This is a genomic window from Kitasatospora sp. NPDC015120, assembly GCF_043080305.1.
In the GTDB taxonomy this organism is placed as follows: Bacteria; Actinomycetota; Actinomycetes; order Streptomycetales; family Streptomycetaceae; genus Kitasatospora.
Window position 1 is genome coordinate 110,453 of record NZ_JBIBVJ010000007.1, and the last position, 15,625, is coordinate 126,077.

The 15,625-nt window shown below is 71.7% G+C and carries 14 protein-coding genes and 1 pseudogene; 8 read left to right on the top strand and 7 right to left on the bottom strand.

From position 1 onward, the window contains the following. Nucleotides 1-84: 84 nt before the first annotated feature. The 5 genes from ACF1AK_RS18690 to paaN are packed head-to-tail and all read right to left on the bottom strand — an operon-like array spanning nt 85 to nt 5,023. Nucleotides 85-504 (bottom strand): enoyl-CoA hydratase-related protein, encoded by a 420-nt coding sequence (locus ACF1AK_RS18690; protein ID WP_391499872.1) that lies wholly within the window; start codon nt 502-504, stop codon nt 85-87. Continuing rightward, the gene (locus ACF1AK_RS18695) at nt 501-1,355 is read right to left on the bottom strand and encodes a 3-hydroxyacyl-CoA dehydrogenase family protein (RefSeq protein ID WP_391499873.1); all 855 of its coding nucleotides are present in this window, start codon (nt 1,353-1,355) and stop codon (nt 501-503) included. Before ACF1AK_RS18695 ends, ACF1AK_RS18690 begins: the two co-directional genes overlap by 4 nt. Next, nucleotides 1,352-2,101, bottom strand: a complete 750-nt coding sequence (locus ACF1AK_RS18700; protein ID WP_391499874.1) for an enoyl-CoA hydratase/isomerase family protein — start codon at nt 2,099-2,101, stop codon at nt 1,352-1,354. Before ACF1AK_RS18700 ends, ACF1AK_RS18695 begins: the two co-directional genes overlap by 4 nt. Continuing rightward, on the bottom strand, nt 2,098-3,318 hold the full coding sequence (locus ACF1AK_RS18705; RefSeq protein ID WP_391499875.1) for a thiolase family protein: 1,221 nt from the start codon (nt 3,316-3,318) through the stop codon (nt 2,098-2,100). Before ACF1AK_RS18705 ends, ACF1AK_RS18700 begins: the two co-directional genes overlap by 4 nt. After that, a complete protein-coding gene (paaN, locus tag ACF1AK_RS18710) occupies nt 3,311-5,023 on the bottom strand; it encodes a phenylacetic acid degradation protein PaaN (RefSeq protein WP_391499876.1) in 1,713 nt (570 codons plus the stop codon). Before paaN ends, ACF1AK_RS18705 begins: the two co-directional genes overlap by 8 nt. Nucleotides 5,024-5,122: 99 nt before the next feature. Between paaN and paaI the strand changes: the two genes are divergently transcribed. After that, nucleotides 5,123-5,539 (top strand): hydroxyphenylacetyl-CoA thioesterase PaaI, encoded by a 417-nt coding sequence (gene paaI / locus ACF1AK_RS18715; protein ID WP_391499877.1) that lies wholly within the window; start codon nt 5,123-5,125, stop codon nt 5,537-5,539. Between the two features lie 10 nt (nt 5,540-5,549). Continuing rightward, complete coding sequence (paaK, locus tag ACF1AK_RS18720; protein ID WP_391499878.1) at nt 5,550-6,902, top strand: phenylacetate--CoA ligase PaaK; 1,353 nt, start codon at nt 5,550-5,552, stop codon at nt 6,900-6,902. A gap of 390 nt (nt 6,903-7,292) precedes the next feature. Here paaK and ACF1AK_RS18725 read toward each other — a convergent pair whose 3' ends face one another. Further along, complete coding sequence (locus ACF1AK_RS18725; protein WP_391499879.1) at nt 7,293-8,072, bottom strand: YqjF family protein; 780 nt, start codon at nt 8,070-8,072, stop codon at nt 7,293-7,295. Between the two features lie 332 nt (nt 8,073-8,404). On the opposite strand from ACF1AK_RS18725, the gene ACF1AK_RS18730 reads away from it, so the two are divergent. From ACF1AK_RS18730 to ACF1AK_RS18740, 3 genes and pseudogenes are all read left to right on the top strand, one after another. Then, the gene (locus ACF1AK_RS18730) at nt 8,405-9,457 is read left to right on the top strand and encodes a zinc-binding dehydrogenase (protein WP_391499880.1); all 1,053 of its coding nucleotides are present in this window, start codon (nt 8,405-8,407) and stop codon (nt 9,455-9,457) included. Nucleotides 9,458-9,497: 40 nt separating this feature from the next. After that, nucleotides 9,498-9,623, top strand: a pseudogene (locus tag ACF1AK_RS18735) (IS5/IS1182 family transposase); the annotation flags it as partial. Between the two features lie 321 nt (nt 9,624-9,944). After that, the gene (locus ACF1AK_RS18740; RefSeq protein ID WP_391499881.1) at nt 9,945-10,538 is read left to right on the top strand and encodes a TetR/AcrR family transcriptional regulator; all 594 of its coding nucleotides are present in this window, start codon (nt 9,945-9,947) and stop codon (nt 10,536-10,538) included. Between the two features lie 85 nt (nt 10,539-10,623). Here the strand turns inward: ACF1AK_RS18740 and ACF1AK_RS18745 are convergent, their stop codons facing one another. Beyond that, nucleotides 10,624-11,424, bottom strand: a complete 801-nt coding sequence (locus ACF1AK_RS18745; RefSeq protein ID WP_391499882.1) for an enoyl-CoA hydratase-related protein — start codon at nt 11,422-11,424, stop codon at nt 10,624-10,626. A 177-nt stretch (nt 11,425-11,601) separates the two neighbouring features. Between ACF1AK_RS18745 and ACF1AK_RS18750 the strand changes: the two genes are divergently transcribed. The 3 genes from ACF1AK_RS18750 (at nt 11,602) to ACF1AK_RS18760 (ending at nt 15,572) form a co-directional block, all read left to right on the top strand. Beyond that, nucleotides 11,602-13,044, top strand: a complete 1,443-nt coding sequence (locus ACF1AK_RS18750; protein ID WP_391499883.1) for an aldehyde dehydrogenase family protein — start codon at nt 11,602-11,604, stop codon at nt 13,042-13,044. Between the two features lie 492 nt (nt 13,045-13,536). Continuing rightward, nucleotides 13,537-14,520, top strand: a complete 984-nt coding sequence (locus ACF1AK_RS18755) for an ABC transporter substrate-binding protein (RefSeq protein WP_391499884.1) — start codon at nt 13,537-13,539, stop codon at nt 14,518-14,520. A gap of 68 nt (nt 14,521-14,588) precedes the next feature. Then, nucleotides 14,589-15,572, top strand: coding sequence for an amino acid ABC transporter permease (locus ACF1AK_RS18760; protein ID WP_391499885.1), 984 nt, complete (start codon nt 14,589-14,591; stop codon nt 15,570-15,572). Nucleotides 15,573-15,625: the final 53 nt, after the last annotated feature.

Here is a 15,625-nt window from a genome sequence, read left to right on the forward strand (position 1 = left end):
GTACCAATGTCCCTACCGACCGTTCGTTCGGTTCTTGAGTGTCGTCTGTTCCGGCGCTGAGGACAAGGGGTGGAGGGGGCGGGATCAGCGGCCGAGGAAGACGGGCGGCAGGCGGTCGAGGAACGCCTTCACCGCCTGGCGGTGGTCCTGGGTGATGCCGAGCCGCTCCTGGGCGGCGGCCTCCAGGTCGAGGAGTGCGGCCGGTTCGGTGGTGCCGGCTTCCCGTAGCAGTGCCTTGACCTCGCGGTACGCGGCGGTCGGCCCCTCGGCCAGCCGCTCGGCGAGGGCCAGGCCCTCGGCCGCCGCCCGGCCGTCCTCCGTCACCCGGTGCACCAGGCCCCACCGGCGCACCGCGGCCAGCAGCGCGTGCCTCATGGCCAGGTCGAGCGCGTTGTGGGCGGAGGGGCGGCCCACTTCGATCACGGCGACGGATCCGCTGAGCCGGTAGCCGACCCCGTTCGGACACGCGGCCGCCGTGTCCTCGACTCCGGTGGCGGCGCTCATGACCACGTGTAGAACCCCTGACCGGTCTTGCGGCCGAGCTCGCCGCGGGCGACCTTGTCCCTCAGGAGCTGTGGCGGGGCGAACCGCTCGCCGAGCGTGGCGTGCAGGTGCTCGGCGATCGCGAGCCGCACGTCGAGGCCGACCAGGTCGGTCAGGCGCAGCGGTCCCATCGGATGCTTGTAGCCCAGGCTCATCGCGTCGTCGATCGCCTCGGGCGCCGCGACGCCCTCCTCGACCATGCGGATCGCCTCCAGGCCGAGGGCCAGGCCGAGCCGGCTGCTGGCGAAGCCGGGGGAGTCCTTGACGACGACGTCCTTCTTGCCGAGCGCCTTCGTCCAGCCCAGCGCCGCGTCCAGGGTCGCATCGGACGTCATGGGGGCGACGACGAGCTCCACCAGTTCGGAGGCGGGGACCGGGTTGAAGAAGTGCATGCCCAGGAACCGGCTCGGATCGGTGAGCGCGGCGCCGAGTTCGGTGACCGGCAGTGAGCTGGTGTTGGTGGCCAGCACCGTGCGCCCGCCGACGGCCCGTTCGGCGGCGGCCAGCACGCCCGCCTTCAGCGCGATGTCCTCGGGCACCGCCTCGACCACGAGGTCGGCGTCGGCGGGCAACGCGCCGACGGCGTCGGTGGTGGTGACCCGGGCGGCGGCCGTTTCGGCCGGCCCGTCGAGCAGCCCGCGCGCGGCGGCGCGCTCCAGGCCGGCGCGGATGCGGTCCAGGGCGGCGGCCGCGGCCCCGGGATCGCTCTCCACGACCACGACCGTCGAGCCGGCCGCGGCGAAGGACTGGGCGATCCCGGATCCCATCCGGCCGCCCCCGATCACACCGACGGTTCCCGGTGCACGGGTCATGAGCGGTCTCCCTTCCTCTTCTCCAGGAACCGCGTCATGCGGTCCCGCTTGTCCCTGCCCTCGAAGAGCACGGCCTGGGCGAGGTCGTCGGCCACCGGGTGGGCGCCGGGGGAGTCGACGACGAGTTTGGTCAGCCGCAGCGCGGTGGCCGAGGAACGGGCCATGCGGTCCAGCAGGGCGTGCGCCTCCTCCAGCAGTCTCTCCGCCGGGACGACGTCGATCACCAACCCGCAGGCCAGCGCGGCGGCGGCGTCGAGGTTCCGCCCGGCGAGCAGGACCTGCTTGGCGATCGACTCGCCGACCAGCTCGGGCAGCCGCCAGCACGCGCCGGCGGCGGCGAGGATGCCCAGGCCCGGTTCCGGGTGCCCGAAGACCGCCTGCGGGGCGGCGATGCGCAGGTCGCAGGCGTAGGCCAGCTCCGCGCCACCGCCCAGTGCCCAGCCGTCGACCGCAGCCACGGTGGGCATCGGCAGCCTGCGGACCCGCTCGAACAGCCTGCTGTTGATGCCCTGGAGAGCCTCGTCCCGGCCGCGCCGCAACAGTTCGGCGATGTCCGCGCCACCGGCGAACACGCCGCCGTGGCCGGTGAGCAGCAGCAGCCGGGGCTCGCGCTCCAGCAGGGCGCACACCTCGTGCAGCTCCTCGATCATGAGGCCGCTGATGGCGTTGCGGGCGTCGGGGCGGTGCAGCGTGACGACGACGCGGTCCGCGCGCTCCTCGACGACCAGCGTCCGGTACCCGCTCACACCCGCTCCACCAGCATGGCGACGCCCTGGCCGACGCCCACGCACAGCGTGGCCAGGCCGCGCTGGGCGTCCTCGCGCTCCAGCCGGCCGAGCAGGGTGAGCAGGATCCGGGCGCCGGACGCGCCGAGCGGGTGCCCGAGCGCGATGGCACCGCCGTCCGCGTTGACCCGCTCCTCGTCGAGCCCCAGGCGGCGGATCACCGCGAGCGCCTGCGCCGCGAACGCCTCGTTGAGCTCGACGGCTCCCAACTCGCCGGTCTTCCAGCCGGCTCGCGCCAGGGCCTTCTCGGTGGCCGGCACCGGGCCCAGGCCCATCAGGTTGGGCTGCACGCCCGCCGAGGCCGAGGTGACGATCCGGGCGCGCGGGGTGAGGCCGTAGCGCGTGACGGCGCTCTCGCTCGCCACCACCAGGGCGGCCGCGCCGTCGGAGAGCGGTGAGGAGGAACCGGCGGTGACGATGCCACCCTCGCGGAAGCTGGTGCGCAGGGTGCCGAGCTTCTCCAGCGTGGTGGACGGGCGGGGGCCCTCGTCCCGGGTGACCTCGCCGTCCTTCACCGGCACGGGGACGATCTCCCGGTCGAAGCGGCCGGCCAGCTGCGCCGCGACGGCCCGCCGGTGGCTGCGCAGGGCGAAGGCGTCCGATTCGCCGCGGGTGATGCCGTCGAGGGCGGCGACCTCCTCGGCGGTCTCGCCCATCGTCAGGGTGGTCTTCGCCACCTCGGGCCCGGCGCCCGGGGGGACGGCTCGGTCGGCCGCGGTGAAGCGGGGGTTGGTGAAGCGCCAGCCGATGGAGGTGTCGACGATCTCGCCGGGCCTGGCCCACGGCGTGCCGGGCTTCTCGATGACCCAGGGCGCGCGGGTCATCGACTCCACGCCGCCCGCGACCACGATCTCGGCCTCGCCGGCCCTGATCGCCTGGGCGGCGGAGGCGACGGCGGTCAGGCCGGAGGCGCACAGCCGGTTGACCGTGTAGCCGGGGACGGTGTCCGGGAGCCCGGCCAGCAGCACCGCCATCCGGGCGACATCGCGGTTGTCCTCGCCGGCCTGGTTGGCCGCGCCGAGGATCACCTCGTCCACCGCCTCCGGGGGTATGCCGGCGCGGCGGACCGCCTCGCCGACGACCAGGGCGGCCAGGTCGTCGGGGCGTACGTTGGCCAGGGCTCCGCCGTAGCGGCCCTGCGGGGTGCGGGCCCCGTCGACCAGGTAGATCTCAGACACGGGCGGTCTCCTCTGCGGGGGCGGGGCGACGGGACTGGAGGATCGCGAACCGGCCGCTGACGAAGGCGGGATCGGAGAGCGTGGCGCCGGCCGCGGGGTTGGCGGCGCTGCCGTGGAAGTCGCTGAAGGCGGCGGACTGGTTGACGAAGACGCCGCCGGTGAGGTTCTCCGACAGGTGCACCCCCGCCTGGAGGGCCGCGCGCTCCGCCTCGGCGAGGACGCCCTCGCTGGTGGAGTGCACGGCGGCGGTCAGCGCGCCGTGCCGGGTGACCGTGTCGCGGAGGATCCGCAGGCTCTGTTCGGTGGAGTCGGTGCCGATGACGAAGGACACCGGCCCGAACCACTCGCGGGTGTAGACCTCGGCGTCGGTACCGGCGTCGAGCAGGGCGACCAGCGGGGTGCGGACGTCCGCGCCGGGGTGGTCCGGATGGGTGACGGACGTGGACGGGCGGACGGTGCGGCCGACCCCGGCGGCCTCGGCGAGGCGGTCGCGCACGCCGTCGTTGACGATCGCGCCGAGGGTGCCGGCGGCCCGCTGCGGATCGGCGAGCAGCCGGTCGAGGGCGCGGCCGAGGTCGGCGGCGAACTTCTCGGCGGTCTTGACGCCGTCATCGGTGGCGAAGCCGTCGCGGGGCACCAGGAGGTTCTGCGGAGTGGTGCACATCTGCCCGCTGTAGAGCGCCAGCGAGAAGGCGAGGTTGCCGAGCAGCCCCCGGTAGTCGTCGGTGGAGTCGAGGACCACCGTGTTCAGGCCGGCCTTCTCGGTGTACACCTGGGCCTGGCGGGCGTTGGCCTCCAGCCAGTCGCCGAACGCGCTGGAGCCGGTGAAGTCGACGATCCGCACGTCCGGGTGGGTCGCGAGTTCGGCGGCGGTGCGCTCGCCCGGGCCCTCGGCGGCCAGGATCACCAGGTCGGGGGAGAAGCCCGCCTCCGCGAGGACCTCGCGGGCGATCCGCACGGTGATCGCGAGCGGCAGCACCGCGCCCTGGTGCGGCTTGACGACGACCGGATTGCCGGTGACCAGGCTGGCGAACAGGCCCGGGTAGCCGTTCCAGGTGGGGAAGGTGTTGCAGGCGATCAGCAGGGCCACGCCGCGTCCGACCGGGGTGAACTTCTTGTCGAGCGCCAGCGGTTCGCCCTTGCGCTGCGGCTTGGTCCAGCGGGCCGAGGCGGGGTGGTGCTTCTGTTCGGCCCACGCGTACGCGACGGCCTCCAGCCCCCGGTCCTGTGCGTGCGGCCCGCCGGCCTGGAACGCCATGACGAAGGCCTGGCCGGTGGTGTGCTGCACGGCGTGCGCGATCTCGAAGCTCGCCGCGTTCAGCCTGGCCAGGATCTCGGCCGCCACCCCGGCCCGGGCGTCGGGCCCGGCGGCGATCCAGGGGCCGGTGACCGACTTCGCCGTCGCCACCGCCTCGGCCGGCGCGACGCGGGGGTAGCCGATCCCCAGGGGGAAGCCGTACGGGGAGACCTCGGTGGCCGGGACCGTCCCGGTACCGGGGTGCCCGGGGAGTTCGAAGGGCCGGCCGAGGCGACGCTTGAAGGCGGCCTCCCCGTCGGCGGGTGCCTGCTCGCCGTACACCGAGGTGCTGGGGACCTCCGGGTAGGGGCTCCAGAAGCCGCGGTCCCGGGTGGCAGCGACCGACCGTTCCAGGAGTTCCTGGTGGCGGGTGAAGAAATCGGGTCGATCCTGGGCGTTTGGCGACATGCGCTCACCTCTTGACAGGCAGTGCCGATGCTGGATTACTAAGCCGGACCGAGACACTAACCGAATGTTCGGTCGGGCGACAAGAGTGGTGAAATGCACATGAATCGACCACCCGACGGTACGGTTGCGGCAGGGCCGGCCCAGGTGATGTTCGCGGCGGACACCGCGTCCCGGAGCCTGGGGATCCAGCTCCTGGCCGCCGCCGACGGAGCGGCCTCGGCGACCATGACGGTGACCCCGCAGATGGTCAACGGCCACGGCATCGCGCACGGCGGCTACCTGTTCCTGCTGGCCGACACCGCCTTCGCCTGCGCCTGCAACAGCCACGGTCCGGTCACTGTCGCGGCGGGCGGCGACATCACCTTCGTCGCCCCGGCCCGGGAGGGCGACGTGCTCGTGGCGACGGCGCAGGAGCGCACCAGATTCGGCCGCAGCGGCATCTACGACGTCACCGTCCGGCGCGGCGACGAGGTGATCGCCGAGTTCCGCGGCCGCAGCCGCAGCCTCAAGACGTGAAGGAGACACGATGAGCACGACCACCGGCACGACGCGTTCCGTCGACGGGCCCCGCCGACTGGGCGACGCGCTCCCGGCCGGCCTGCGGGACGAGGGCGAGCGCCTGGACCGCGAGGAACTGAAGGCCCTCCAACTCGCCCGGCTGCGGAGCACCCTGGAACACGCCTACCGGAACGTCGAGTTCTACCGCCGCAGGTTCGACGAGGCCGGCGTCCGGCCCGAGGACTGCCGCACACTCGCCGATCTGGCCCGCTTCCCGTTCACCACCAAGGCCGATCTGCGCGACACCTACCCCTTCGGCATGTTCGCCGTCCCGAGGGAGGAGGTCCGCCGGATCCACGCCTCCAGCGGCACCACCGGCCGCCCCACCGTGGTCGGCTACACCGAGAACGACCTGTCGATGTGGGCCGACATGGTGGCCCGCTGCATCCGCGGGGCGGGCGGGCGCCCCGGCGACATCCTGCACAACTCCTACGGCTACGGACTGTTCACCGGTGGCCTCGGCGCCCACTACGGAGCCGAACGCGCGGGCTGCACCGTCGTCCCGGCCTCCGGCGGCATGACCGCCCGCCAGGTCCAGATCATCCAGGACTTCAGGCCCAGGATCATCATGGTCACCCCGTCCTACATGCTCACGCTCCTCGACGAGTTCGAGCGCCAGGGCATCGACCCGCGCACCACCTCCCTGGAGATCGGCATCTTCGGCGCCGAGCCGTGGACCGAGGAGATGCGCCGCGAGATCGAGGAACGCCTGGACATCCACGCCGTCGACATCTACGGCCTCTCGGAGGTGATCGGCCCCGGGGTCGCCGGCGAATGCGTCGAGACCAAGGACGGCCTCCACATCTGGGAGGACCACTTCTACCCCGAGATCGTGGACCCCCTCTCCGACGAGGTCCAGCCCGACGGAGCGGACGGCGAGCTGGTCTTCACCTCCCTCACCAAGGAGGCCCTGCCGATCATCCGCTACCGCACCCGCGACCTCACCCGCCTGCTGCCGGGCACCGCCCGGCCCGCCTTCCGCCGCATGGAGAAGGTCACCGGCCGCTGCGACGACATGATCATCCTGCGCGGCGTCAACGTCTTCCCGACCCAGATCGAGGAGATCGTCCTGCGCACCCCCGCTCTCGCCCCGCACTTCCAGCTGGAACTGACGCGGCGCGGACGCATGGACCACATGACCGTGCGCGTCGAGGCGCGGGCGGACGCGACCGCCGCCGAGCGCGACGCCGCCGCCGCAGCCCTCGCCAAGGGCGTCAAGGACGGCGTCGGCATGACCGTCGATGTCGGCGTCGTCGACCCGGAGACCCTGGAACGCTCGCTCGGCAAGCTGCGCCGGGTCGTGGACTCCCGGGAGCCGTGATCACCGCGCCTGGGATCCTGATGGCATGACCCGACCCGGCGATCCGTCCGGTCTGCATCGCGGCGTCGAGAAGGTATGTGGGCCGGATGCGGCCCGAGGGCGCGTAGATCAGGTCGATGGTCAGCAGGGTCGCAGCAGCTCCCAGGCCCGCCCGGCGAGCCTGGACTGCTTGGCCGGCGCCGCTGCCGGTGCGCAGCAGTGTCCAGCCGGTGGTGGCCAGCAGTCCTCCGGAGGTGTACTGCAGCCACCGGTCGGATGTGGGGCCGAAGACCTGCTTGAAGCTGTGCAGGTGCAGGATCGGCCAGGCGCCGCCGGCGAGGTTGAACAGACCGTGCAGGCGGGCGACGGTCCGTGGGTTCATGTCGGTCCTCCTGGGGTTTCCACGGCTGATCAGGCGGTCGCCGACGAGGACCGCCCGCCTGGGGCCAGTGCGGAGGCCGGGCGGGAGAGACCCAGGTGCACCGGCTCGACTCCGTCCGAGAAGCGTACGAGCGGCTCATCGCGCGGCGCGGGTAGCCCGGCGGCGCCGGTGAGGGTCTCGTGGAGCGAATCGAGCGTGGCTTCGCGCAGTGGCCACGGTCGGTGTTCGACGGGCGTCTGCCAGAGCGCGCCGAGCCGGCGGGTGTAGGCCCGCCACCGCGACGTCAGCCAGATGTCCAGCGCGGTGGAGGTGATCCGGGCGCCGGGGCGAACGGCCAGCCGGTACGACACGCCCTCGCCGTTGCGGCGGCCGGTGTAGGCCAGCGCGCCGCCCTGTCGCGACAGGCCCAGCCGGCCCAGGTGGTAGGGGACGCCGACCGCACGTGCGGCCAGCATGGCGGCGCAGTCCACCTCCAGCGACAGGAACCACAGCCCGCAGGATCTGTCCGGGCGCCGGACGTAGGTGCGCAGGTTCGTCTCCAGGAACGTCCGCCCGTCACCGGGCACGCCCCAGGGCCGTACCCGGGCCATGACGAACGGCGTCAGACTCACCCACGCCGCCCTCTCGAAGACGTCCACCTCCAAGCCGTCCGGCAGCAGAGGCTGCACCTGCTCCGGCTCGTAGGCCCAGTGCACGAACGTCTGCGAAAGCCACCCGGACCGCAACGCGGCGAACACCACCCGCTGCTCCGGCTCGTACGAAACCACGTCCGCGCGGCTGCCCCTCGGCCGGGGAACGAAACGGGTCACCTCCGGGAATCATCGACATCGCTACTGCCTTCGGCAGCGGGTCGGCTGTTCGCGTCGTCGATGACCGCTGCCCGTGGATGGACACCTGCGCGGGCGCGCGAATGGCGGGCCGGCTCCCCGCAATCCGCCGTGTTCGGCGGTGGCCCGGGTGCCAGGAGGACGGCGAGGGTGGAGCGGAGCCCGGCGGCGCGGCGATGGACGAGAGGGAGCCGGTGGCAGAGGGCCCGGCCGTCCGCCACCGGTTTCCGCAGCAGGCCTCGCGGGCGGCGCGGTTCGCGTTCACAGGAAGGGCGACCGGCGGGACCGGTGGCCCCGGAGCAAGGAGTCGAAGGATGAAGGCAGCGCGGTTCTACGGCAAAGAAGACCTCCGGGTCGAGGAGGTGCCGGAGCCTTCTCCCGGCCCGGGGCAGGTGAAGCTGCGCAACGCCTTCGCCGGCATCTGCGGCTCGGACCTCCACTTCTTCTTCTACCCGGAGTCGTTGCCCTTCGCCTTGGACGAGCCGCATCCGCTGACCGGTGCCGCGCTGCCGCAGATCCTCGGCCACGAGTTCTCCGGCACCGTCGTGGAGGTCGGCGAGGGGGTGGGGGACGTGAAGGCCGGTGACCGGTGCGCGGTCTTCCCGCTGGCGGTGTCCTGCGGGACGTGCACCGCCTGCCGCCGGGGGCTGCCGTTCTCGTGCCGGCTGATGGCCTCACTCGGCTCGAACGCGCCCGGCGGTGGTCTGTCGGAGTTCACCGTGTGCGACGCCTCGCAGGTGCACGTCCTCCCCGACGGTGTGGACCTCCGGACGGGCGCGCTCGTCGAGCCCATGGCGGTGGGCTGGCACGCCGTCGAGCGCAGCGGAGTCCGGGCGGGCGGCAGCGCGCTGGTCGCGGGGGCCGGGCCGATCGGGATCGGTGCCTGGTTCGCGCTCAAGGCCCGAGGGGTGGAGAAGGTGCTGGTGTCGGAGCCGAGTGCGGACCGCCGGGCGGTCATGGCCGCGCTGGGCGCCCGGGTCGTCGACCCGGTGCACGAGGACCTGGCGGCCGCCGTCGCCTCGTTCACCGGCGGCGAGGGCGTGGACGTCGCGGTGGACGCGGCGGGTGCGGGTGCGGCGGTGACCGCCGCGCTGGCGGGCCTGGCGCCCGGTGGCCGGCTGGTGGTCGTCGCGCTGCACGAGCACGCGATGGACTTCCAGCCCACGCAGCTCATGATGGGCGAGACCGAGGTCGTGGGCGCGGTCGGCTACCGCCCCGCGGAGTTCGACGCGGTCATCGCGGCCATGGCCGACGGCGTCTACGACACCACCGGCTGGGTCCAGGAACTGCCGCTGGAGGACGTCGTCGGCGCCCTCCACGCACTGCGCGGCGGTGTCGGCGGGAAGATCCTGCTGCAGGTCGGCTGAGAAAGTGTTGGGTAATTGATCAACCGCGTGGTGTGTCTTTCGGTCGGTGATCGAGCGGACATTCTCCTCGTTGGGACAGTGCAGACGGTTGGCACGGGACTACGAGCGCAGGACCGCGCACGCCGAAGCGATGATCAAGGTCGCCATGATCCGCCAGCAGCGGGCAGTCGGCCCCGGCCGAGTCGCCGATCGAGTGGCGCACGATCAACGCCCGACAGCGCGCCGCCCGGATCCTCCAGACCGTCAAGCTCCGTGCGTTCCACCAGCAGTACGGCCACCGCGAGGCCGCAGGCCTCACCTCGGACCAGGGCGCCAAGCGGGCAGCGGCCTCGCGGGGTTCCCGGCCGGTGACGGTGGCCGCCCTGCGGGCGAGTAGGCTGGCGGGGGTGGGGAACGAAGGGTTGACGAGGGTTGTGACGAGCAAGGGGCATCTCTGTCTGTGACACGTGGCAACGCGAGCTCGGGCGCGCACCGACCGGGCCGGCAGGTGATCATCGATGCCGCGGTGCGCCGCTTCTACAAGCACGGGTACGACGGTTCGTCGGTCAGGGACATCACTCAGGAGGCAGGAGTGACCCCGGCGGCGCTGTACCACTACTACGCGTCCAAGCAGGACCTTCTGATGGAGATCATCACGAGGTTCATGGACAACTCCATCGACAGGACCGAGGCGGCGCTGCGACGGGCCGGTCCGGATCCGGCGGCACGACTCTTCGCGGCCGCGCAGTCGCATGTCCTGTGGAACGCGTCCGATGTCGCCTCCAGCTTCATCGTCAACAGCGAGATCAGAAGCCTTGAGCCCGACAACCGCGAGCGGAACGTCGCCCAGCGCGACAGGCTGCAGCGCCTCTTCGACGCGTGTGTGGAAGACGGGTGCGCCAAGGGCGTGTTCACGGCACCGTGGCCGCGGGAGGCGAGCCGGGCGGTCGTCGTGATGTGCACGTTCGTCGCTCGCTGGTACCGGGAATCCGGGCCGCTCAGCCCCGAGGAGATCGCCTGGCGCTACGGGCACATGGCCCTCTCCCTCGTGGGGGCGTCGCGGGCGCCGCAGTTCGAGCCGCCCACCTACGGAGGGGCTTGACCGGTACGGGTGGATCGGCCCGTCGCCGAGCCGATCCAGTCCCCGCGGCGAAGCCGCCGTCACACCGGTGCGGGCGCAGAGCCCGTCACCGCCCGGTGAAGCGCGGCACACGCTTCTCGATGAACGCCAGTGCCGCCTCCCTCCCGTCCTCGGACTCCACGCACTCGGTGTGCCGTTGCGCCTCAAGGTCGAGTGCGCGCCCGAAGTCCACGCTCGCGCTGTCGGCGAGGTTCTGCTTGATGCGTGAGACCGCGAGCGGCGCGGAGGCCGCGATACGGCGGGCGATGGCGGTGACCTCCGGCAGCAGCCGCTCCGCGTCGAAGACGCCCGAGACCAGGCCGATCCGCTCCGCCTCGACGGCGTCGAAGGGCTGGGACACCAGGTACTTCTCGCGTGCGCGGCCCTGCCCGATGATGCGGGGCAGCGTCCATGTCCCGCCGAAGTCGCCCGAGAGCCCGGCGTTGAGGAAGGCCACGTTGAACTTCGCCGTCGCCGAGGCGTAGCGGAGATCGCAGGCGCACGCCCACGACAGCCCGGCGCCGGCGCACGCCCCGTTGACGGCCGCGATGGTCACGGCCGGCATCTCGTGCAGCAGCTTCGACGTCTCCATGAACTGCCGCAGCAGCTCGGCCCGCGACTCGGGGCCGACGCCCGCGGTGACCGCTCCGCCGGCGCCCTGGGAGAGGTCGCCGCCGGCGCAGAACGCGCGGCCGGCTCCCGTGAGCACCAGTGCGCGGATCGCGGGATCGGCGGCGACGGTCTCGAACGTGCTGGTCGCCAGGTGGAGCAGTTCCGCGGTCATGGCATTGAGCCGCTCCGGTCGGTTCAGCGTCACCACCGCCACGCCGTCCTCCACCCGCAGGTCCACCGGTGTGGTGCCACTCATCATGGGCTGCCTCCGTCATGACTCAGTTCTAATCGACCGTTTAGGTCTTAAGCACAGTGAACGCTGGACCTAGTAGTCATGCAAGACCCTTGTCTAAACGAATGTTTAGCTCTAGCTTCGTAAACACCCCGCGAACGATCACGCGGTGGAACGGCCGTGCCCTGAGAGGAGGGATTCGTGCCAACGCCCCACTATGGCCAGTTCATCGACGGCGTACGCCGACCGTCACCGGCCGGCGAAGCGCGTATCGAGGTGGAGAACCCGGCGACGCGGCGCGTCATCGCGACCGTTGCGGACGCAGGACCCGGCGACGTCGACGACGCGGTCCGCTCTGCGCGCCAGGCGTTCGGGACGTGGGCCGCCACGCCCGTCGCGGATCGGGCGAGTGTGCTGCGCCGCGCCGCGAAGCTGCTGGAGGACCGCCGCGAGGAGATCGCCCAGGTGGTGACGGCCGAGTTGGGTGCTCCGATCCGGATCGCCCGCTCCGTGCACGCCCAACTGCCCATCACCGTCACGTCGACGACGGCCGGCCTGCTGTCGGCCCACTCCTTCGACGAGCGGATCGGCAACTCGCTGGTCATCCATCAGCCCGTCGGTGTCGTCGCCGCCATCACTCCGTGGAACTTCCCTCTGCACCAGGTGACCAGCAAGGTCATCCCGGCCCTGGCGGCCGGTGCGGCGGTGGTGCTCAAGCCCAGTGAGCTGGCCCCGTTGTCGGCCCTGCTGCTCGCCGAGGTCCTGACGCAGGCCGGCCTGCCCGACGGCGTGCTCAACGTCGTCACCGGAGGGCCGACCGCAGGCCGGACACTGGTCGACCACGACGACGTGGACCTGGTCTCGTTCACCGGATCCGTCGACGTCGGACGAGCCGTGGCCGCCGCCGCGTCGCGCACCGTCAAACGCGTGACGCTGGAACTCGGCGGCAAGTCCGCGAGCCTCGTCCTGCCCGACGCCGACATCCCCACCGCCGTGAAGGTCAGTGTCGCCAACGCGTTCTTCAACTCCGGCCAGGCGTGCAACGCGTGGACCCGCCTGCTGGTGCCGGCCGACCGGCTGGAACACGTCAACGAGCTGGCACGGGCGGCCGCCGAGAAGCACACCGTGGGCGATCCGACGAACGACAGGACCCGGATGGGCCCCGTGATCAGTGACCAGCAGCGCGAACGCGTACGAGCGTTCATCCACGCGGGCCTCAGCGACGGATCCCGGCTCCTGACGGGCGGGGAAGGGCCTCCCGACGGATGCGACGGCGGCTACTTCGTGCGACCCACGATCTTCACCGACGTCGATCCGGCGTCCACCCTCGCCCAGGAGGAGATCTTCGGCCCCGTCCTGTCCATCATCGGCTACCGGGACGAAGCCGAGGCCGTCGAGATCGCGAACGGCACCCGGTACGGACTCGGAGGGTCGGTCTGGGCACACGACACGGACCACGCCGTCCGGGTCGCCCGACGCATCCGCACCGGACAGGTCGACATCAACGGCGGCTCCTTCAACCCCGCCGCCCCCTTCGGAGGCTTCAAGCACTCCGGATACGGCCGCGAACTCGGCGTGCACGGCATGGCCGAGTACCTCGAACCGCAGTCCCTCCAACTTCCCGCGGATGCGGGCCACGACTGAAGAACCCGCGATCACCGGTATCCGCGCACCTCGACGCGCAGCCCTCTCGCCCGCGGCGCCGCCGGAAGGCGGACGACGCCGCAGGGCATGACCGACGCCGCGGCCCCGGGGCAAGCCCGACATCGTGTCGCGGCGGGCTCCGCCGAGATGAGCGACGACGGTGCGGGGATCCCGCAGCACCCGGCCGCCCGGTGCGACGAACCGGGCAGCCGAGTCGTCGGCCCGAACCGCGTGGGCGTCGGGTTCCTCCCGTAGCGCGGCGACACCGCGCTCACCCGTCGTCGCAGGCCGGCCGGCCGGCCGCGCCAAGCGAACGCCGCCCGCGCCGGGCCCGGCCCCATGGACGATCCGATCCCCGCCCGGGTGACCGAGCGATGAGACATCGGATCCTCGGCGGACCCCGTCGGATCCCGCGCCGGCCGCGGCCCCACACCACCACAGCGTCCACACCATCACCTCTCAGGCACGTGCGTGACCGAAGGAGTTCATCGCATGCTGTTCACGACCCGGGCCACCACGCCCGTGCACCCGACCAGACCGCCGGCCGCCGTCCTCGGCGCCGCCGGGATCGCCGTCGCACTCACGCTGAGCGCCTGCGCCTCCAGCGCCCCCGGCGGCCCCTCCGCCTCGGGCGGTTCCACCGCCGGCGCCCCCGCCACCGGCAACACCTCACCCGCCGATCCCACCAAGGCCGGCAAGGCTGCCGAACTGCTCCCGCAGAAGTACAAGGACAAGGGCAAGCTGGTGGTCGGCCTGGACGCCTCCACCCCTCCCGGCGAGTTCATCGACAAGGACGGCAAGACGATCCTGGGCTACCAGGCGGACCTCATCAAGGGCATCGGCCAGAAGCTCGGCATCACCCTGGAACTGGAGAACGCCGGCTTCGACACCATCATCCCCGGCCTCGCCTCCGGCCGGATCGACGTGGGCCAGGCCGGCATGTACGCCAAGAAGGAACGCCTGGAGAAGGCCGACTTCGTCTCCTACGCCAGGATCGGCTCCACACTCTTCACCGGCAGCAAGTCCTCCAAGAGCTACGACGGGCTGGACAGCCTCTGCGGTGCCGGCGTCGCCGTCCAACTCGGCACCGCCCTGCAGACCATGCTGGAGGAGCAGTCCAAGAAGTGCGCGGCCGCCGGCAAACCCGCCGTCAACATCCTCACCTTCGGCAACGGCAGCGAAGAGACCCTCGCCGTCGGCAGCGGCCGCGCCGACGTCGGCTTCGACAGCCAGGAGACCATCAACTACCTGATCAAGCAGACCAACGGCCAGTTCAAGCTCACCGGCTCCACCATCGCCGCCAACGTCCCCAGCAGCATCGCCGTCCCGAAGGGCTCCGGCCTGGACAAGGCCGTCCAGAAGGCCCTGGAGGAGATGATGGCCGACGGCTCCTACGCCAAGATCTTCGACGACTGGGGCGTCTCGCCCATCATGATCAAGCAGCCGGCCATCAACGACACGGGATCCGCCGGCTGAGCCGGGCCCGCCGCCGCTGACTCATGCTGACCGAACAGGAGCAGAAGATGCCGGAAGGAGCCGGGACCATGACGGATCCCCAGGAGAGGACCAGGTCTGCCGCCGGGCCCACCTTCATCGATGAGAAGCCGGTCCCGGTTCCCCGCCCCGGGCGGTGGGTGGCGGTGGTGGTGCTCACCATCATCGCCGTCTGGGGCGTGTACACGGTGGGATTCGAGAAGATCCAACGCGGCGATCTGATGCAGACCCGCTTCGGCTGGGAGGTGGTGGGCCAGTACCTCCTGTCCCCGAACATCTTCGACGGCCTGCTCATGACCCTGGAACTCACGGTGGCCGCCATGGCCATCGGCATCGTCGGCGGCGTCATCCTCGCCGTCATGCGCCTGTCCAGCAACGTGATGCTCTCCGGCGCCAGCGCCCTCTACATCTGGTTCTTCCGCGGAACCCCCGTGCTGGTCCAACTCCTGTTCTGGTACAACCTCAGCTACATGTTCCCGCGGCTCGACATCGGCATCCCGTTCGGCCCGGTCTTCGTCTCCCTGGACGCCAACACCTTCATCACCCCGTTCCTGGCGGCCCTGCTCGGCCTGGGCCTCCACGAGGCCGCGTACATGTGCGAGATCGTCCGGGCCGGCATCCTCTCCGTGGACGAAGGCCAGGAGGAAGCCGCCCAGTCCCTGGGCATGACACGCCGCCGCGCCATGTTCCGCATCATCCTGCCCCAGGCCATGAAGGTCATCATCCCGCCCACCGGCAGCCAGACCATCGGCATGCTCAAGATGTCCTCCCTGGCCAGCGTCATCACCGTCGTCGAACTCCTGCACTCCGTCCAGCTGGTCTACGCCTCCACCTACGACACCATCCCGCTGCTGATCGTCGCGAGCCTGTGGTACCTGGTGGTCACGTCCATCCTGACGGTGGGCCAGTACTACGTGGAACGCCGCTACTCGCGCGGCTCCGTGCGCAATCAACCCCTCACCCCGCTCCAGCGGCTGCGCCGGACGCTCTACGACTTCCACCCCGGCATGCGCCGCCTCCCGCCGAAGGCCTGACAGGGGGATCCCCACGATGTTCCGCACACGCAAAGCCACAGCCCCCTCCACCG